Source organism: Ferrovibrio xuzhouensis, from assembly GCF_042648965.1.
Taxonomy (GTDB): Bacteria; Pseudomonadota; Alphaproteobacteria; order Ferrovibrionales; family Ferrovibrionaceae; genus Ferrovibrio; species Ferrovibrio xuzhouensis.
Genome location: NZ_JBHRYJ010000002.1, coordinates 645,914 through 664,561, shown reverse-complemented (window position 1 = coordinate 664,561; position 18,648 = coordinate 645,914). Strand labels below are relative to the sequence as shown.

20 protein-coding genes are annotated in these 18,648 nt (G+C 65.5%); 9 read left to right on the top strand and 11 right to left on the bottom strand.

Going from position 1 to position 18,648, the window contains the following annotated elements:
- Window positions 1-4: 4 nt before the first annotated feature.
- Window positions 5-1,003 (bottom strand): BMP family protein, encoded by a 999-nt coding sequence (locus ACFOOQ_RS13310; protein ID WP_379727328.1) that lies wholly within the window; start codon window positions 1,001-1,003, stop codon window positions 5-7.
- Window positions 1,004-1,284: 281 nt separating this feature from the next.
- Here ACFOOQ_RS13310 and ACFOOQ_RS13305 point away from each other — a divergent pair, with 281 nt between their 5' ends.
- Window positions 1,285-2,091, top strand: coding sequence for a cysteine hydrolase (locus ACFOOQ_RS13305; protein ID WP_379727325.1), 807 nt, complete (start codon window positions 1,285-1,287; stop codon window positions 2,089-2,091).
- A gap of 1 nt (window position 2,092) precedes the next feature.
- Here the strand turns inward: ACFOOQ_RS13305 and ACFOOQ_RS13300 are convergent, their stop codons facing one another.
- From ACFOOQ_RS13300 to ACFOOQ_RS13260, 9 genes are all read right to left on the bottom strand, one after another.
- Entirely contained in the window at window positions 2,093-2,848 is a 756-nt protein-coding gene (locus ACFOOQ_RS13300) for a CoA-transferase (protein ID WP_379727322.1), read from the bottom strand.
- A gap of 4 nt (window positions 2,849-2,852) precedes the next feature.
- Window positions 2,853-3,698, bottom strand: coding sequence for a CoA transferase subunit A (locus ACFOOQ_RS13295; RefSeq protein WP_379727319.1), 846 nt, complete (start codon window positions 3,696-3,698; stop codon window positions 2,853-2,855).
- 110 nt (window positions 3,699-3,808) lie between these two features.
- The gene (locus tag ACFOOQ_RS13290; RefSeq protein ID WP_379727317.1) at window positions 3,809-4,483 is read right to left on the bottom strand and encodes an amino acid ABC transporter permease; all 675 of its coding nucleotides are present in this window, start codon (window positions 4,481-4,483) and stop codon (window positions 3,809-3,811) included.
- 3 nt (window positions 4,484-4,486) lie between these two features.
- Window positions 4,487-5,167 carry an amino acid ABC transporter permease gene (locus ACFOOQ_RS13285; RefSeq protein WP_379727314.1) on the bottom strand — a complete coding sequence of 227 codons (681 nt, stop codon included), beginning with the start codon at window positions 5,165-5,167 and terminating at the stop codon, window positions 4,487-4,489.
- A gap of 10 nt (window positions 5,168-5,177) precedes the next feature.
- A complete protein-coding gene (locus ACFOOQ_RS13280) occupies window positions 5,178-5,924 on the bottom strand; it encodes an amino acid ABC transporter ATP-binding protein (RefSeq protein ID WP_379727311.1) in 747 nt (248 codons plus the stop codon).
- 32 nt (window positions 5,925-5,956) lie between these two features.
- The gene (locus tag ACFOOQ_RS13275; RefSeq protein ID WP_379727308.1) at window positions 5,957-6,802 is read right to left on the bottom strand and encodes a transporter substrate-binding domain-containing protein; all 846 of its coding nucleotides are present in this window, start codon (window positions 6,800-6,802) and stop codon (window positions 5,957-5,959) included.
- A gap of 4 nt (window positions 6,803-6,806) precedes the next feature.
- Window positions 6,807-7,790 carry an N-carbamoyl-D-amino-acid hydrolase gene (locus ACFOOQ_RS13270; RefSeq protein WP_379727305.1) on the bottom strand — a complete coding sequence of 328 codons (984 nt, stop codon included), beginning with the start codon at window positions 7,788-7,790 and terminating at the stop codon, window positions 6,807-6,809.
- On the bottom strand, window positions 7,787-9,262 hold the full coding sequence (gene hydA / locus ACFOOQ_RS13265; protein ID WP_379727302.1) for a dihydropyrimidinase: 1,476 nt from the start codon (window positions 9,260-9,262) through the stop codon (window positions 7,787-7,789). The genes ACFOOQ_RS13270 and hydA overlap by 4 nt, the downstream gene beginning before the upstream one ends.
- A 134-nt stretch (window positions 9,263-9,396) precedes the next feature.
- Window positions 9,397-10,332, bottom strand: coding sequence for a LysR substrate-binding domain-containing protein (locus ACFOOQ_RS13260; RefSeq protein ID WP_379727299.1), 936 nt, complete (start codon window positions 10,330-10,332; stop codon window positions 9,397-9,399).
- 177 nt (window positions 10,333-10,509) lie between these two features.
- On the opposite strand from ACFOOQ_RS13260, the gene ACFOOQ_RS13255 reads away from it, so the two are divergent.
- From ACFOOQ_RS13255 to ACFOOQ_RS13235, 5 genes are read left to right on the top strand one after another with little or no spacing between them, the layout of a single operon-like run.
- The gene (locus tag ACFOOQ_RS13255) at window positions 10,510-11,169 is read left to right on the top strand and encodes an aspartate/glutamate racemase family protein (RefSeq protein ID WP_379727296.1); all 660 of its coding nucleotides are present in this window, start codon (window positions 10,510-10,512) and stop codon (window positions 11,167-11,169) included.
- Window positions 11,170-11,180: 11 nt separating this feature from the next.
- Window positions 11,181-11,819, top strand: a complete 639-nt coding sequence (locus ACFOOQ_RS13250; RefSeq protein WP_379727293.1) for a flavin reductase family protein — start codon at window positions 11,181-11,183, stop codon at window positions 11,817-11,819.
- Entirely contained in the window at window positions 11,816-13,234 is a 1,419-nt protein-coding gene (locus ACFOOQ_RS13245; protein WP_379727289.1) for an FAD-binding oxidoreductase, read from the top strand. Before ACFOOQ_RS13250 ends, ACFOOQ_RS13245 begins: the two co-directional genes overlap by 4 nt.
- Before the next feature lie 24 nt (window positions 13,235-13,258).
- The gene (locus ACFOOQ_RS13240; protein ID WP_379727286.1) at window positions 13,259-14,191 is read left to right on the top strand and encodes a dihydrodipicolinate synthase family protein; all 933 of its coding nucleotides are present in this window, start codon (window positions 13,259-13,261) and stop codon (window positions 14,189-14,191) included.
- Window positions 14,191-14,976 (top strand): SDR family oxidoreductase, encoded by a 786-nt coding sequence (locus tag ACFOOQ_RS13235; RefSeq protein ID WP_379727283.1) that lies wholly within the window; start codon window positions 14,191-14,193, stop codon window positions 14,974-14,976. Before ACFOOQ_RS13240 ends, ACFOOQ_RS13235 begins: the two co-directional genes overlap by 1 nt.
- Window positions 14,977-14,995: 19 nt before the next feature.
- Here the strand turns inward: ACFOOQ_RS13235 and ACFOOQ_RS13230 are convergent, their stop codons facing one another.
- On the bottom strand, window positions 14,996-15,427 hold the full coding sequence (locus ACFOOQ_RS13230; RefSeq protein ID WP_379727281.1) for a GlcG/HbpS family heme-binding protein: 432 nt from the start codon (window positions 15,425-15,427) through the stop codon (window positions 14,996-14,998).
- Between the two features lie 256 nt (window positions 15,428-15,683).
- Between ACFOOQ_RS13230 and ACFOOQ_RS13225 the strand changes: the two genes are divergently transcribed.
- The 3 genes from ACFOOQ_RS13225 to ACFOOQ_RS13215 all read left to right on the top strand — a co-directional run bounded on the left by ACFOOQ_RS13225 (window position 15,684) and on the right by ACFOOQ_RS13215 (window position 18,640).
- Entirely contained in the window at window positions 15,684-16,667 is a 984-nt protein-coding gene (locus ACFOOQ_RS13225) for a TRAP transporter substrate-binding protein (RefSeq protein WP_379727278.1), read from the top strand.
- 111 nt (window positions 16,668-16,778) lie between these two features.
- Complete coding sequence (locus ACFOOQ_RS13220; protein WP_379727275.1) at window positions 16,779-17,324, top strand: TRAP transporter small permease; 546 nt, start codon at window positions 16,779-16,781, stop codon at window positions 17,322-17,324.
- Window positions 17,324-18,640 (top strand): TRAP transporter large permease, encoded by a 1,317-nt coding sequence (locus tag ACFOOQ_RS13215; protein WP_379727272.1) that lies wholly within the window; start codon window positions 17,324-17,326, stop codon window positions 18,638-18,640. Before ACFOOQ_RS13220 ends, ACFOOQ_RS13215 begins: the two co-directional genes overlap by 1 nt.
- Window positions 18,641-18,648 lie beyond the last annotated feature (8 nt).

The window sequence follows — 18,648 nt, the reverse complement described above, 5'->3', positions numbered from 1 at the left end:
ACGATCAGGCGTCCAGCACCTTGATCTTGCCCGACAGCAGATCCTTCTTGATCTCGTCGAGCTTGGCCTTCATTGCGGCTGTGGCGCCGGTGCAGATCACGATGTCGGATGACTTCGGGCCCATGGCGAGGCCGAAAGGCTTGAATTCCGGCTTCCAGTCGCCGGCCACCGCATGCTCGATAGCGTATTCGACCTGGAAGCCCACACCCGTGATCGTATAGGCGACATACAGCGGATCAGTGCCACAGCGGTCGGTGTAGCTGCCGATGATATGGGTGCCCTTCTCGCGCGCCGCCTGTTCCATGCCGCGCAGGCCGAGATTGAGGATGTGGTAGTGGATGTCGGCGCCCTGGGCGATGGCGGCCAGCGTCGCTTCCTTCGCCTTGGCGACATCGTCGAAATCGCCGGTGTAATTCTCGATGTACTTGATCTTCGGGTTGATATAGAGGGCACCCTTGCCGAATTCCTTGCCGGTATTGACGATGGCCGGGATTTCCAGGCCGCCGACGTAGGAGACCGCGCCGGTCTTCGACAGCATCGCCGCCGCCGCGCCGGCAACGAAGCCGATCTCGGCCTGGCGCACGTCATAGCCCGAGACATTGCCCGGCTTGGCCGCATCGGCATTGCCGCCGATGATGGCGAACTTCACCTTGGGGAAACGCGGCGCCACCTTGAACACCGAAGCCTGGGTCTGGCCGCCGACGCCGATCACCAGCTCGTTCTTGCCGGCCAGCGCGACCAGCACCTGCTCCATGTCGCCGAACTTCACATTCTCGATGTATTTGACCTTGATCTTGGCGCCGAACTTCTTCTCGGCGGCCATCAGGCCGTCATAGCCGGATTCCATCCAGCCCTTGTCGGACTTCGAGCCGGGGATCAGCACGCCGACGGTCAGCGGGCCACCGGCCGCACGGGCCGGCGCGGCCAGACCGCCCAGCATGACCAGGCCGGCTGCCCCGGCGGCGCTGCCCATCAGAAATCCACGGCGATCGATCTGCGTCATTGTCCTGCTCCCCGGCATGTTGACTGCGTTACCTCTGCAGCAAGCAACAGCAATCGCCGTGCCAATCCCGCAAGTTGCGCCAAGGACTTAGAATTGCTTCCAGACTCGCCGAACGGGGCGCGGCAGGCCGGAGCAGCGGCTGCCCATAATTGCATACAATAATTTCAATATGCCTTCTTTTTAATCACGCCTTCTTGCGCTGATGCGATATCGCCCGGATTTTGCTTGGCAGGAAACTTGCTTTTCCAGCAGGGAGAATCTGCAACCGGGAGAGGCAGGGCATGAGCAAGACCAGGAAGAAAAAAACCACGGCGACCGGCACGAAGCTGCACCGGCTGGCCGCCCCCGGCGCCGGCTATGCCTGGGGCGCCAGCGCCGGGCATATCGACATGGCGACGCCACCGGTGAAACCGAAGCCGCTGACCATCGCCGCAGCGCCGCAGACCGTCACCATCGACCTGAAGCGCAGCGCCATGATCGTCATCGACATGCAGAATGATTTCTGCACCAAGGGCGGCTGGGTCGACCATATCGGCGGTGACTACCGGCCCGACCGCAAACCGATCAAGCCGCTGCAGAAGCTGCTGCCCGCCTTACGCAAGGCCGGCATGCCAGTGATCTGGGTGAACTGGGGCAACCGGCCGGATCTCGCCAATATGCCGCCGAACCAGATCCATCTCTACAAGCCGTCGGGCAAAGGCACCGGGCTGGGCGATCCGCTGCCGGGCAGCGGCGCGCCGGTGCTGCAGAAAGACAGCTGGGCCGCCGCCGTGGTCGACGAACTCGAGCAGAAGCCGGAAGACATCAAGGTCGACAAATACCGCATCAGTGGCTTCTGGGACACGCCGCTCGACAGCATCCTGCGCAACCTCGATATCCGCATCGTGCTGTTCTCCGGGGTCAATACCGACCAGTGCGTGCTGCACAGTCTGACGGATGCCAATTTCCTCGGCTATGGCTGCGTCTTGGTGGAAGACTGCTGCGCGACCAGCTCGCCGGATTTCTGCACCGAAGCCACGGTCTGGAACGTGAAGAAATGCTTCGGCTTCGTCACGGATTCGGGGAATATCCTGAAGGCGCTGAAATAGCCTATTCGGCCGCAGCCGCGTCGGGGAAAACCTGGGCAACGAAGCGCGGATAGGTCTCGGCCAGTTCCGCCGCGATGCGCGTGCGCAGCAGCTGCAGCGTTGCCGCATCCGGCGGTGCGGTCTGTGGCACGTCGTCGGGACAGTCGAAATCGAAACCGGTATTGTCGCGCACCTCTTCGAGACTGTGGCCCGGGTGCACGGAGGCGAGCCGAAAGCGCAGGCCGACGCGGTCGAAGGTGAACCAGCACAGGCTGGTCAGCAGGCCGAGCGGGCCGCCCGGCCGGTAGGTGCCGTCATTGCGCGGCCCGGCGGCGGAGACGAAATCGACCTGCGGCACCAGAACGCGGCGCGAATGCTCCTCGCGGAGCAGGATCACCCGCGGCACCAGGTAATAGAGATAGCCGGAGCCGAACGAGCCCGGCCAGCGCACATTGGTCTGCGGGTATTCGCCGCCGGCGCCGACCAGGTTGATATTGGCATGGCCGTCGATCTGGCCGCCGCCGAGGAAGAAAGCATCGAGCCGCCCCTGCCCGGCCAGATCGAACAGCTCGACGCCGCCATCGCAGAGAAAATCGTTCCTGATGCTGCCGAGCACGTTCACCCGCAGGCTGCCGCCAGACTGCGCGCGCGCCAGCAGGGCGCCGGCGCCGGGGATCGGCGAGGAGGCACCGGTGGCGACCAGCCGACAGCCCGCGAGCAGGCGCGCGATCACGGTGATCATCAGTTCCTGGCGACTGAAGGCGGCGGCTTGCGTCATCGCATCACTCCGCCGCCTGGCGGTCGAGCACGAACTGCCCGAGATACTGCGCGAAGCCCTCGTCGCTGCGTGCGGACTCGCAGTACAGGCGGATATGCTCTTCGTCATAGCCGTAGATGTTCCACAGGCTGACCGGCCAGGCGCCACGCGGCGCCTCGGCGATGCCGCCGACATAGGCGGCGGTCAGCGTGCCGGCGGCGGTCTCTTCCGAGGCCAGCAGGTCGACGTCGCGGACCTCCTCGACGGTGACCAGCGACTGGCCGCTGGCATGGGCCATGGCAACCAGTTCGCGGCGCCGGCCGATGAAGACATTGCCGTTGCGGTCGGCATAGGGCGCGTGGAACACCGCGAAGTCCGGCCGGATCGCGGGCAGCAGCACGATCGGGTCCTCGCCGGCGGCAAACGGATTGTCGATCAGCTTCCAGTCGGGCCGGTTCTTCAGCAGGTCCGTGCCGAGCAGCCCGCGCAATGGCGCGAAAGGCTGCCCCTTGCCGGCGGCCTGGATCGCCGCATGCACGGCCGGGCAGGTCGCGTCCAGCATGCGGAAGGCGCCGCGCTTCAGTCCTGCGGCGAAGCGATGGGCGGTACCGTACTCGCCCAAAGTCACCGCGGAGGTTTCCAGCGTGGCAATGCAGCCGGCACCGATCAGCATCTCGGTCTGCAGGCCCGACACCGGCACACAGACCACATGCAGGTCGCGCAGGCCGCGTCGGATCATGGCGCGGGTCAGCTCCATGGCAACGCCGGAATAATCCGGCGGCACGGCGATCTTGGCGCCATCGGGGATCATGGCCGCGAGTGCGGCGATGGAATTGAGCTGACCAGTGGTCAGGGTTGCCGGTTGGGGCATAAGCGCATCCTTCCACGGATGATTCGAAGTCATCATCGCGCGAAAGCATCCGGCCGGCAATGCGGTTTCGGGAGAGTAAGCCCCTCAAGCCGCAACGGCACCCGAAATGGTCAGCGTGCCCTGAGGTTCTTGTGTTCGAGCCGGCTGAGCCAGCGCACCAGCGGCCAGAGGATCGCCAGGTAGATAATCGCCGCCAGCACGATCGGCGACGGATTGTACAGCAGCGATTGGGCGTCGCGGGCCACGCGCAGCAGTTCCGGCAGGGCCACCACGCTGGCGATGGTGGTCAGCTTGACCACCTCGATGCTGTTGCTGACGAGATCCGGCAGCACATTGCGCGACGCCTGCGGGATGATCACATAGGCCAGCGCCTGCAGGTGCGACAGGCCGGTCGAGCGCGCCGCCTCCATCTGGCCGCGCGGGACGGAGAGGATCCCGGCGCGGAACACCTCGCCGTAATAGCTCGAGTTGTTCAGCATGAATCCGAGCGCCACAGCAAGCAGCTTAGGCAGGTCGATGCCGAGAAACGGCACGCCGAAATAGATGAAGATCAGCAGCACCAGCGGCGGCAGGGCACGAAAGAAATCGACATAGGCCGCCACCGCGATGCGCACCCAGCGCTTCTCGATCTGCGTGCCCAGCAGGGCAACGCCGAGGCCGGAGATGACACCGAGCGGAATCACCAGGGCCGACAGGCCGATGGTGGTGAGCAGGCCGGTCAGCAGGAAGGGCAATACCTGCCGGTAAACGTCGAAATTGAAGAAGCTGGTGAGCAACGCATCCATGGCTCAGGTCCGCCAGTGCCAGCGCGTCTCGATCCGGCGAGCCAGCAGGATCACCGGAATGAAGATCGCCAGATAAGCCAGCGCGCCGAGCGTCAGCGGCGTCGGGTTGCCGGCATTGCTGGAGGCCGATTGCGCGTTGTTGAGGATTTCGTTGAGCGCCACCACCGAGCCAAGCGCGGTATTCTTGGTGATCGAGATCACCCGGTTGGTCAGCGGCGGTACCACCATGCGCAGCGCCTGCGGCAGGGTCACCCACAGCATGGTCTGCCACCACGACAACCCGGTCGAGCGCGCGGCCTCGGCCTGGCCCGGCGGCACTGCCTGGATGCCGCCCCAGATGCATTCCTCGGCAAAGGCGGCCAGCACCAGCGACAGCGACAGCCAGACCGCGGTGAAGGACGACATCGGCAGGTCGATCAGCGGAAAGGCAAAGAAGAAAATGATGATCACCACCAGTGGCGGCAGCGACCGCATGACATCGGCGAAGATCACGATCGGCACCGACAGCCACGGCCGGCGCACCGCGCGCAGCACGGCAAGCGCCAGCCCCAGCACCACGCCGGTGACCGAGACGGCGATACCCACCGAGGCGGTAATGCCCATGCCCTTGAGGATATCGGGCCAGTATTGCAGGGCAATATCGGCATTGAAGAAGGTAAAGACGAAGCGCTCGAAGCCGCTCATTACGCGCCACTCATGAGAGCGGCCCGCTGTAGCGGGACAAAAAGGCCCTGGTGCGCTCGTGCCGTGGCGCCCCGAACACGTCCTCGGGCGCCCCTTCCTCGACGATCTGCCCGACATCCATGAACACCACGCGGTCGGCGGCGGCGCGCGCGAAGCCCATTTCATGGGTGACCACCAGCATGGTCATGCCGGCGTCCTTCAGTTCGCCCATCACCTTCAGGACCTCGCCGACCAGTTCCGGATCGAGCGCGCTGGTCGGTTCGTCGAACAAGATGATCTTGGGTTCCAGCACGATGGCGCGGGCGATGCCGACGCGCTGCTGCTGGCCGCCGGAAAGCTGCGCCGGATAGGCCTTTGCCTTGTCGGCCAGCCCGACCCGCTGCAGGGCCGTCATCGCCATGGTTTCCGCCTCGGCCCGCAACCGCCCCTGCACCTTGCGCAAGGCCAGCGACACGTTGCCCAGCACATTGAGATGCGGATAGAGGTTGAACTGCTGGAACACCATGCCGATCTGCTGACGAATGTGATTGATGTTCACATCCGCCCGCGCGATATCGATGCCGTCGAAGATGATCTGGCCGCCGGTCGAGGCTTCCAGCCGGTTGCAGCAGCGCAGCATGCTGCTCTTGCCGGACCCGGAAGGGCCTATGACGCAGACCAGTTCGCCCGGCAGGACCCGCAAGTCGATGCCGCGCAGAACCGTCAGATCGCCATAGGCCTTCTGCAGCCCGACCAGTTCAAGGATCGGCGTACTCATTCCCCGGACACAGGATCACGCAACCGGGCGGATCATGAGCATTTCAGTGTGACTGGAGCCGGATCGTAACCATCCATGCCGGGAACGCCAGTGCCGGTCTCGATCTTGACGGCAGCAGAGTCCGGACCCGGCTTGAAGCCGAACCACTTCTCGGCCAGCTTGGAAACGGTGCCATCCTTCTTCATGCATTTCAGCGCCATCGAGGCGGCGGCGCGGCCGGCGGTGTCGTCATGCCGGAAGGCCAGCGCCCAGACCAGGCCGGTCGAGATGGTGTAGCTGGTCTTCACCGCCGGATTCTGCTTGGCGACCCAGGCCGACACGGTGTTGCCGGCGAGGTTGGCATCGGCGCGGCCGGTCTGCACGGCCTGGATGGCATCGGCATTGGTGCCGTAGACATCATACTTGAAGCCGTATTTCTCGGCATTGGCCTTGCACCAGTTCTCGTAGGCCGAACCCTTGTTGACGGCGATGGTCTTGCCCTTCAGCTCCTCGAGTGACTTGATGTCGGGCGCGTCCTTCTTGATGACGAAGCTGAAGTCGGTGTTGATATAGCCCTCGGTGAACAGCATCGCCTTGGCGCGTTCCGGCGTCACGGTCACCGGCGCCAGCACGAAATCGTATTTCTTGGCGTTGAGGCCGGGGATCAGGCCGGAGAATTCGGTGCCCTCAATCTCGATCTTGCGGCCCATGCGCTTGGCCAGTTCCTCGCCGAGGTCGATATTGAAGCCCTGCAGGCCGCCGCCCAGCTTGACCATGGCATGCGGCGCGAAGGTCGCGTCGACGCCGGTGCGCAGCGGCTCGGCGGCGTGGGCGGCCGAAGCCGCCATGAAGACGGCGGCAAGGCCGAAGGCAAACGTCCGGAATGTCACTCGCGTCATGGTGTTACCCCTCCTGCTGGAATGTTGAAGCCAGTTTGGCCAGTTCCCCCGCGGCCAGCGGTTCGCCGGCGCCCACCCGGTCGACGATCAGCCGGTAATGTTCGGGCCGGCGGTGCTTGATGAAATTGAAAACGTTCTGGCGAAAGCTGTCGCCAAGCGCCAGGTCGGCGTTGACGAAGATCACCTCGTCGTCCTCGCCCTGGGCCTGGGCAACGATCTCGCCGGTCGGCGCGACGATGGCCGAACCGCCGAACATGTGGAAGCCGTCCTCGGCACCGCATTTCGCCGCCGCCGCAATCCACAGCGCATTCTGGTAGGCATTCGCCTGCAGCGACAGCAGGTGGTGGAACATGCGCAGATGGGTCGGCTCGTTCCAGTGGATGTTGTGGCTCGGCGTGTTGTAGCCCAACGCGACGATCTCGGCGCTCTGCAGACCCATGACGCGGAAGGCCTCGGGCCAGCGCCGGTCGTTGCAGATGCACATGCCAATCTTGGTATCCATGGTCGGCCAGACACTGAAGCCCTCGTTACCGACCTCGAAATACTTCTTCTCGAGATGCTGGAACGGCGCCTGCGGCTTGTGGTCGGCATGGCCCGGCAGATGGATCTTGCGGTAACGGCCGACGATGCCGCCCGCCTCGTCGACCAGCACCGAGGTATTGAAACGGCGGCCGTCACCGGTCAGTTCGGCATAGCCGAGGTAGAAGCCGATGCCGAGTTCGCGGGCGAGGTCGAACAAGGGCTGCGTCTCCGGGCCCGGCATGCTGAGCTCGAAGAAGCGTGCAATCGCCTCATCATCCTCCATCCAGTAGCGCGGGAAGAAGGTGGTCAGCGCGAGTTCAGGGAAAACCACCAGCCGGGCACCACGGCTGTGCGCCTCGCGCAGCAGGGCGATCAGGCGTTTGACGACAGCGGCGCGGGTATCGGCGAGATGGATCGGGCCGAGCTGGGCGACGGCGAGACCAAGGGGACGCTTCAGGCCGCTCATGCCGGCTTCTCCATACCAATCAGGGTGCGCAGGATTTTTCGGGCAGCCGCCGCCGACAGGCCGGTCGGGTTGGCCAGCATGTCCGACGGGCCGCGCTTCAGGAACTGCCCCGAGCCGCGCTCCACCTGCAGGGTGTTGTTCTCGACCACGACACGGCCGCGGCTGAGCACGACCTCCGGCCAGCCGCGCAGCCTGCGGCCCTCGTAGGGCGTATAGCCGACATTGTCGTGCAGCATGCCGGTGGTGACGGTGACCTCGCGGTCCGGATTCCACAGCGCCAGATCGGCATCGGCGCCGACGGCGATGGTGCCCTTGCGACCGCTGAGGCCGTACATCGCGGCGTGATTGGTGGCCGTGAGTGCCACGAATTCCTGGATGGTGATGCGACCAGCCATGAAGCCTTCGGAGAACAGCAGCGGCAGCCGCAGTTCCAGGCCCGGCACGCCGTTCGCCATCTCCTTGAAGGTGGTGGCATCGCCCTTGGGCAGCTTGCCGGTACCGTCGAAACGATAGGGCGCATGATCCGACGAATAGGTCAGCAGGGTGCCGTCGCGCAGGCCCTGCCAGACGGCTTCCTGCGATTCGGCATCGCGCGGCGGCGGCGAACAGCAGAACATGGCGCCGTCCATGCCGGCGCGGTCGAGATCTTCCGCCGTCAGGAACAGGTATTGCGGGCAGCTTTCGGCATAGACGGCGGCGCCGCGCGCCTTGGCGTTGCGGATGGTGGCGATCGCCTCGCTGCCCGAGACATGCACGATCAGCAATGGCACACCAAGCAGGCGCGACAGCGCGATGGCACGGTTGGTCGCCTCGCTCTCGGCCAGCGGATCATGGGCGACGGCATGGAATTTCGGCGCGGTATGGCCCTGCTGCAGCAGGCGGTGGGCCAGCCAGGCGATCATGTCGTTGTTTTCGGCATGCACCATGACCAGCGCCTGCTCGCGCGCCGCCACCGCCAGCACGTCGAGCAGCTGGTGGTCGTTCAGCTTCATCCGGTCATAGGTCATGTAGACCTTGAGCGAGGTGATGCCGTCGCGGATCGCCTGCGGCAGGTCGCTATTCAGCGACGCATCGTCCGGATTGGCGAGGATCAGGTGAAAGCCGTAGTCGATCACCGCCTTCTCGCGGGCGCGCTGTGCGTAATCGGCCACCACCTCGGGAATCTTCATCTCGCGGTGCTGGGCCGCGAAGGGGATGATCGTGGTGGTGCCGCCGAAGGCAGCCGAGACGGTTGCCGAATAGAAGTCGTCGGCGCACATCAGTCCCATGCCCGACAGCTGCTCGACATGGCAGTGGCTGTCGATGCCGCCGGGCAGCACCCAGCGGCCGGCCGCGTCGATCTCTCGCCTGCCGGCGCCGAGCCCGGGCCCGAGCGCGGCGATCACGCCGTCGCGGATGCCGACATCGGCATCGAACACGTCGCTTGCGGTGGCGATGCGGCCGTTGCGCACCACCAGGTCGAAATCTCCCATGGCCTCACTCAACACTGGAAAAATGGCTGCGGATCACCGCCGGGACGGGGAATTGTCGCAATGCAGCACCAGAATGTCGCTTGCCGGTTTGTCGCCCCCCCATAACACGGCGTTATGGGATGCCCGGCCGCGCGTCAGTGCCGCAGAACCGTCGCCGGGGCCTCGTCGAGCAGCGAAAAGCCGTTCACCGCCATCAGCTTGCGCAGGATCGCGACGAAGGACTGGGCAAGCTGCGACATCGGCTCGAAGCGCAGGAAGGCGAGATTCGCGGTCAGCACCGGCGCATCGGCCACCGGGCGCGTCACCAGATGTCCGTTCGGCCAGTTGTGCAGGGTGAACTCATCGACCAGCGCAATGCCGGCGCCGGCCTGGGCCAGCGCACAGGCGCTCTGCGGCGAACCGACTTCGATGGTCGGCCGCAGCGTCTCGCCGGCCTGGTGATACATCTGCGCCAGCATGCGGCCATAGGGCGTTTCGCGGTCATAGCCGATCAGCGGCCAGGGCCGCAGGTCCTCCAGCCGCAGCATGGCTGCCCGGGCCAGCGGATGGTCGTCCGGACAGATACAGCAGACCGGACTCTGGCCGAGCGGCTTGGTCTCCAGGTTGGGGTGGTCGATCGGCGTGCTGATCACCCCGATATCGGCCTGGTGGTTGAGCAGCCGGTCCTGCAGCGGCGCATAGTTGAGGAAATTGAAGGTGACCCGGGCATCCGTATACTGCTCGCAGAGCGCGGCAATTGCCTGCGGAATCAGCACATGGCCAATACTTGGGCTGGATACGATATGCAGCACGCCCTGGCGCCGCTCGGCAAGCGAATGCGCCACCTCGTTGACCCGCTGCACGCCGAGGTAGACATGATCGACCTCGCGGAACAGGCGCTTCGCCTCAGGGGTTGCATACAGCCGCCCCTTGATGCGTTCGAACAGCGGAAAACCGACCCGGGTCTCGGTGTAGGACAGCAGGCGGCTGACCGCCGGCTGCGAGACATGCAGCACCTTCGAGGCGCCGCTGATCGAACCCGTGCTCATCACCGCTCGGAAGACCTCGATCTGGCGAAGATTCAATGACATGGGTTCTCCATCGGGCTGCGGGGACGGCCATTGCCTTGGCCGCCGAAAACCATTCTATCCATAACATCGCGTTAAGGGTGCCCGACAAATGAGCAAGGACCATGCCACACACTTTCGTCGTGGCCTGACATAGACTGGGATCCGCTGCTGCTGCGACACCGTCCGGGAACCCTGGCCATGGCCTCCACCATCTTCGTGATCAATCCGAATTCCAACGAAGCCGTCACCGCCGGGATCGATGCGGCGCTGGAGCCCCTGCGCATACCCGGCGGCCCGGAGATCAAAAGCCTGACCCTGAAAGAGGGGCCGCTCGGCGTGCAGACCCAGGCGGATGTGGAATCCGTCACCCTGCCGCTGGCGAAGCTGGCGCAGACGCTGGAAGCCGAAGCCGGCGCCTTTGTCATTGCCTGTTTCAGCGATCCCGGCATGCACCTGGTGCGCGAGAGCGTGAAGCAGCCGGTGCTCGGCATTGCCGAATGCGGCATACTGACGGCGCTGACGCTCGGCCAGAGCTTCGGGGTGATCGCCATCCTCGATACTTCGATTCCCCGGCATCTGCGGCTGTGGGGGGCCATGGGCATGACGGACCGTTTCGCCGGCGAAATGGCGGTGGGCCTCAGCGTCGCCGAACTGGCCGACCGCGACCGTACGCTCAGCCGCATGCTCGAAACCGGCCGACGCCTGCGCGACGAGCGTCAGGCCCATGTGCTGGTGATGGGCTGCGCCGGCATGGCCGCCTATCGCGATCATCTTGAGCAGGCGCTGGGCATCCCGGTGGTCGAGCCGACCCAGGCCGCCACCACCATGGCGCTCGGTCGTGTCCGCCTCGGCTGGTAAGGCTGCGCATCGTGGATATTGCCGCTGCCGACCTGCCGCCGGACCGCATCTACAAGCTGCTGGTCAGCACCGTGATGCCGCGCCCGATCGCGCTGGTCTCGACGCTTTCGGCCAATGGCACGGTCAATGCCGCACCGTTCAGCTTCTTCAATGTCTTCAGCAACGCGCCGCCCCTGCTGGTGCTGGGTATCGAGGGCAACAAGCGTGATGACGGCCAGCCACACAAGGACACCGGCGAGAATATCCGCCGCAGTGGGGAATTCGTCGTCAACCTGGTCAGCCATGCCATGGTCGACCCGATGGTGGTCTGCGCCATCGCCTTCCCCGAGGGCGAAAGCGAGGTGACCGAAGCCGGCCTGACCACTCTGCCTTCGCAGCAGATTGCCGTACCACGCATCGCCGAAGCGCCGGTCAGCTTCGAATGCCGCACCTACAGCATCATGGACCTGCCGTTTGACCGTTCCATCGTCATGGGCGAGATCCTGCACCTGCATATCCGTGACGAGGCCATCGACGACAAGCTGCATGTCGACGCCGATGTCCTCGACCTTGTCGGCCGCATGCATGGCGCCGCCTGGTATACCCGCACCCGCGACCGCTTCGAGGCGCCGCTGATTCCCCTGGCCGACTGGAAGGCCCGCGGCAAATGACCGCCGCCGGTCTGCTTCCCCGGCTGGCCACCATTGTCGGCAGCGCCCACCTGCTGACCGAGGCAGACCAGCAGGCGCCTTACGTGGTCGACTGGATGAAGAAGTATCACGGCCGCGCGCTCGCCGTGGTGCAGCCGGGCAGTACCGCCGAGGTCTCGGCCGTATTGACCTGCTGCAACGAGGCCGGGGTTACCGTGGTGCCGCAGGGCGGCAATACCGGCATGGCCGGCGGTGCCACGCCCGACGACAGCGGCCGGCAGATCATCCTCAGCCTCGGCCGGCTTGATCGCATCCGCGAAATCGACCCGGTCGGCAACACCATGACGGTCGAGGCCGGCTGTATCCTCGCCAATGTGCAGGCGGCGGCCCGTGAGGCCGGCCGCTTCTTTCCGCTCAGCCTCGGCGCCGAGGGCAGCTGCACCATCGGCGGCAATCTCGCCACCAATGCCGGCGGCATCGCGGTGCTGCGCTATGGCAATGCCCGCGAGCTGGCGCTCGGCCTTGAGGTCGTGCTGGCCGACGGCCGCATCTGGGACGGCCTGCAAGCCTTGCGCAAGGACAATACCGGCTACGACCTGCGCGACCTGTTCATCGGATCGGAAGGCACGCTCGGCGTGATCACTGCCGCCGTCATCAAGCTGTATGCGCCACCGGCGGCGCGCGCCACTGCCATGGTCGCGCTGCCCGATGGGCAGGCGGCGCTGGCCCTGTTCGCCCGCCTGGTCGGTCGCGCCGGCGACCGGCTGACCGCCTTTGAATTCATGACCCGCAGCTGCCTCGATCTCGTGCAGTCGCATCTGCCGGGCGTAGCGGTGCCCTTTGCCGAGCTGCCGCCAGCCATCGTGCTGACCGAGCTGTCCGATGCCGACGCGGCAACCGGAGTGACCGACCTGCTGGAAACCGTGCTCGGCGATGCACTGGCCGTCGGCGAGGCGACCGATGCGGTGATCGCCCAGTCAGGTGAACAGGCAAAAGCACTATGGCGCATCCGCGAGGGCATCTCGGAGGCGCAGGTGCGCGCTGGCAAGACCATCAAGCACGACATTGCCCTGCCGATCGGCCGCCTGGCGGATTTCATGCGCGACTGCGAGACCGCCGTCGAGGTCACCGTGCCGGGCCTGCGTTTCCTGGTGTTCGGCCATCTCGGCGACGGCAACCTGCATTACAACCTGCAGCGCGCGCCGCAGATGACCGAAGACGAGTTCCTCGGCCTGACCGGCCGGCTGAACACCGTCGTCCACGATCTGGTCGAACGCTACCGCGGCAGCATCAGCGCCGAACATGGCGTCGGCCAGCTGCGCCGCGACGAACTGCCGCGCTACAAACCCGCCGTGGCGATGCAGATGATGATCGAGATCAAACGGCTGTTCGACAGCCGCAATATCCTCAATCCGGGCAAGCTGCTCGCAAACTGACCGTCCGCCTTCAGGAGACCTGTCATGGCCAAGCTCGATGAAACCGCCGCCGGCGTGTATATCATCGCCGTCACCCCCTTCACCGACAGCGGCGCGCTGGATCTCGACAGCACCGACCGCATGGTCGATTTCTATCTCGAGCGCGGCGTCACCGGCTTCACCATCCTCGGCATGATGGGCGAGGCGCCGAAACTGACGCTTGCAGAGTCGCGCAGCTTCGTGAAGCGCGTGCTCAACCGGCTCGACGGCCGTGTGCCGGTCGTGGTCGGAGTCTCCAGCCCCGGCTTTGCCTCGATGAGCGAACTGTCGTCCGCCGTGATGGATGCCGGCGCCGCCGGCGTCATGGTGGCGCCGCCCGGCACGCTGAAGACCGACGACCAGATCGTCGCCTACTACGGCAATGTGGTCGAGACGATCGGTCTCGGCACGCCCTTCGTGCTGCAGGACTTTCCGCAATCGACCAATGTGGTGATGGCGCCCTCGGTGATTGCGAAGATCGTCAGGACCCTGCCCTCCTGCGTGATGCTGAAGCACGAGGACTGGCCCGGCCTGTCCAAGCTGAGCGCCCTGCGCGACATGATGAGCCGCGACGAACTGCGCCGCATCAGCATCCTGGTCGGCAACGGCGGCCTGTTCCTGCCCGAGGAGATGGAGCGCGGTGCCGATGGCGCGATGACCGGCTTCGCCTATCCCGAGATGATGGTCGGCGTGGTCAATGCCTACAGGGCCGGCCAGCGGGACCGCGCGCGCGACATCTTCGATGCCTATCTACCGCTGGCGCGCTATGAACAGCAGCCCGGTCCAGGCCTCGCCATCCGCAAATACGTATTGCAGAAGCGTGGCGCCATCGCCAGCGCGGCGCTGCGCAAGCCGGCGCCCAAGCTGACCGCCGCCGATATCGACGAGGTCGAGCGCATGATCGCGCGGCAGGAGCTGCGCCTGAAGGAGATCGGCTGATGGATCTCGGCCTTTCCGGCAAACACGCCCTGGTGCTCGGCGCCAGCCGCGGCCTTGGCGCCGCCACCGCCCGCAGCCTCGCCCGCGAAGGCGCCAGCGTGGTTGCCGCCGCGCGCAGCGAAGCAGATACGCAGGCCTGGATCGCGCAGGAAAGTCCCGATGTCGCCGCCCGGCTGAGCGCGGCAAGGCTCGACCTTGCCGACCGCACCTCGGTCGATGCACTGGCCGATGCCCTGCTGAAGGATGGCGGCGTCGACATCGTGGTCAACAACAGCGGCGGTCCGCCGCCCGGGCCGGCCGCCGGCACCCCGCTCGACCTGTGGCTCAAACAGTTCGAGGCGATGGCGGGTCATCTCTTTCATCTGAACGGCCGCCTGCTGCCGGCTATGCTGGAGCGCGGCTGGGGCCGCATCATTACCATCGCCTCGTCGGGCGTCGAGCAGCCGATCCCGAACCTCGCCCTGTCGAACGGCATCCGCATGGCGGTACTCGGCTGGTCGAAGACCCTGGCCGGCGAAGTCGCCGCCAACGGCGTCACCGTCAACATGGTGCTGCCCGGCCGCATCCACACCGACCGCGTCGACCAGCTCGACCAGGTCGCCGCCGAGAAACAGGGCAAGAGCCGCGACGAGGTCGCCCGCGCCTCGCAGGCGACGATCCCGATGGGCCGTTACGGCCGGCCCGAGGAATTCGCCGATGCTGTCACCTTCCTCGCCAGCACACGGGCCGGCTATATCACCGGCGCCAAGCTGCGCGTCGATGGCGGCATGATCCGGGGGCTCTGACCCCCGGGGCCACGGCGGCTCAGCCCGGATCGCCGACCAGGCCGGCCGCGGCGATGCCGGCCATGGCGGCGGCCTCGTCATTGTCCGAGGTGTCGCCGGAAATCCCTACGGCACCCAGCAGAGCGCCGGCCTTGTCGCGGATCAGCACGCCGCCCGGCACCGGGACGAGCGCGCCGCCGACCACATGGCTGACCGCGGCAATAAAATAATCCTGCTCTTGGGCGCGCTTGAAGATCGCGCGCGAGCCCATGCCCAGCGCCAAGGCGCCATGGGCCTTGCCGTGGGCGACCTCGCCCCGCTTCAGGCTGGTGCCTTCCTGCGCGGCAAAGCCTTTCATCGCCCCGCGGCTGTCCAGCACCGCCACGGCCAGCGGTTTCAGGCCGGCCTTGCCGGCATGGTCGAGGGCGGCGGCGATCAGGGTCTGCGTGGCGGCGAGCGTCAGTTCGGTCATTTTTCCTCCGGACTCCGTTTCTTGGCGGTATCGATCTGCGGTGGCAGCGGACTCTGCCAGTACCGCCTGTCTGACATATTGCCTTGCCAAAGTCGAAAATTTTTGTATTCATAATGCAAATTGGGTCGGAACCGAAGCAACAAAATTTCCTGGTCCCGCCCCTGAACAACATGGATTGCCCGCCATTCACTTGGCGGTGTCAGTGCCCCGAAGCCGGTGAACCGGCTCGGTTTGAGGAAACCAACAGGAGGACATCATGGGACGTATGCCCCAGCTTGCCTGCGCCATTCTCGGTGCGGCCCTGATCGCCGGCACAGCCAGCGCCCAGTCAGTTGAAATCAAGTTCGGCCATGTCGGCGAGCCCGGCTCGCTGTTCGACCAGACCGCCCAGGAATTCGCCAAGCGGGCCAATGCCAAGCTCGGCGACAAGGCCAAGGTGGTCGTTTATGGCTCCAGCCAACTCGGCGGCGACAGCGAAATGCTGAAAAAGCTGAAGCTCGGCACCATCGACCTCGCCCTGCCGTCGACCGTGATGACCACGGTGGCGCCGGAATTCGGCGTGTTCGAGATGCCCTACCTGGTGCAGAACCGTGCCCATGCCGCCCGCATCCGCGACGGCGTGATCAAGCCGATCCTTGCCCCGATCGCCCAGAAGCAGGGCTATGACATCATCGCAGTCTGGGAAAACGGCTTCCGCCAGATCACCAACAGCAAGCGCCCGATCAAGGAGCCCGAAGATCTGAAGGGCATCAAGCTGCGTGTGCCCAAGGGCGTGTGGCGCGTCCGCATGTTCCAGGCCTACGGCGCAACGCCGAGCCCGATGGCGCTGTCGGAAGTCTTCGTCGCGCTGCAGACCGGCGTGATGGACGGCCAGGAGAACCCGCTGGCCCAGATCTATCCGTCGCGCTTCCAGGAAGTGCAGAAATACCTGTCGATGAGCGGCCACGTCTACACGCCGGCCTACGTCACCGCCGGCCGCAGCTGGACCAAGCTGTCGCCTGAGGTGCAGAAGATCGTCAAGGATACCGCGGTCGAGATGGAGCCGGTGGCACTCGAGATCGCCGCCAAGCTGGACGACGACCTGCTCGGCAAGCTGAAGGCCGCCGGCATGCAGGTGAACACCGTCGACAAGGCTGCCTTCCTCAAGGCCAGCCGCGGCGTCTATGCCGAATTCGCCAAGGAAGTGCCGACCGGCCAGGAGCTGATCGACAAGTGCCTGGCGCTGTCGAAGAACTCGTAAACTCCAGAGTTGCGTGACAGCCGGCGCGGTGCAGGCCGCGCCGGCCATCGCCTCCGGGCGATGCATCTCCTGCCTGCCCCAAGCTCCCCCAGTTCCGGAACCAGCAAGATCATGCAAGCCGTTCGCCGCTATTACGATCGTATCCTGGAAATCGTGTCCGCCACATTGATGGCAGGCCTCACCATCATCCTCGTCATGGGCTTCGTCTTCCGCGCCGTCGGCCTGTCGCTGGTCTGGTATGACGAGATCGCCTCGATCGGCCTGTGCTGGCTGACCTATTACGGCAGCGCGCTGGCCGCCTCGCGCGGCGCGCATATCGGCTTCCCCGGCATCGTCAACGCCCTGCCGCCCGGCCTGCGCCTTGCCGCCGCCCTGTTCGGCGAAGCGGTGGTGATCGGCTTTTTCGTCCTGCTGGCGGTGACCGGCTTTGAAGTCCTCGACATCCTGAAGGGTGACACGCTGGTCTCGTTGCCCAATGTCTCGCTGCAGGTGACGCAGTCGGTGATCCCGATCTCTGCGATCCTGTTCATCATCGCCGAGCTGCTGCGGCTGCCCGAGATTCTGGCTGCCGCCCGCGGCGCCGGCTTCGAGGATCACGAGCTCAAGGAGGCGCTCGAAACCATCGAACCCGCCGCCGTGCAGGGAGGGCGTTCGTGATGAGTGGCGCCATCGGATACATGCTGATCGGCCTGTTCGGCCTGGTGCTGCTCAACGTGCCGATTGCCATCGCGCTGGGCGTGGTGGCGGTGATCGCTATCTGGCTGATCCAGGGCTCCGACATGCTGGTGAATGCCGCGCTGGTGATGTTCGATGGCGCCACCAGCTTCCCGCTGCTGGCGATCCCGTTGTTCATCCTGGCCGGCGGCATCATGAATTCCTCGTCGATCTCGCGCCGCCTGATCGGACTCGCCACCGCCATGCTCGGCTTCGTCCGCGGCGGACTTGCCATGGTCACCATCGGTGCCTCGATGTTCTTCGCCGAGATTTCCGGCTCGGCGGTCGCCGGTGTCGCCGCGCTCGGCTCGCTGCTGATCCCGGCGATGAAAAGCCGCGGCTACAGCAAGGAATTCTCCGCCGCCGTCACCTCTTCGGCGTCGAGCCTTGCCATCATCCTGCCGCCGTCGATCCCGATGATTCTCTATGCGGTGATGGCGCAGGTCTCGGTGGTGAAGATGTTCATCGCCGGCTTCCTGCCCGGCATCCTCGGCGGCCTCGGCCTCGCCGGTGCCAGCTATCTCTACGCGCTGAAATACGACTTCCCGGTCGAACAGCGCTTCCGCTGGTCCCAGCTGGTCAAGGCCTTCCGCGAAGCGGCCTGGGCGCTGCTGCTGCCGGTAATCATCCTCGGCGGCATTTTCGGCGGGTTTGTGACCGCCACCGAGGGTGCCGCGCTCGCCGTGGTCGCCGCGCTGTTCATCTCGGTGGTGATCTATCGCGAACTGAACGTCAGGGCCCTGTATAAGGCGCTGGTCGACGGCGCCCTGCAGACTGCGGTGGTGATGCTGCTGGTGGCGGCCTCGGCGCTGGTCGGCACCTTCATGACCGAAAGCCAGCTGCCGCAGGCCCTGGCGACCTGGATCGCCAAGCTGACCACCAATCCCTACCTGGTGCTGCTGCTGCTGAACGTGCTGTTCCTGATCCTCGGCATGTTCCTGCACTCGGCCGCGGCCATCATCCTGACGGTGCCCATCGTGCTGCCGCTGATCCAACAGGTCGGCATCGATCCGGTGCATTTCGGCCTGGTGCTGACGCTCAACCTCGCCATCGGCCAGCAGACGCCGCCGGTCGCCTCGGTGCTGATCGCTTCCTGTTCACTGGCCAAGGCAGATATCTGGCGCACCACCAAGGCCAATGTCGGCTTCCTGGTGGTGCTGCTTACCGTGCTGATGATCTGCACCTACGTGCCCTGGCTGGCGCTGGCGCCGGCCCAGTGGATCTACGGCGACCCGACCCTCGGAGCGATGCCGCAATGACCGGTTGC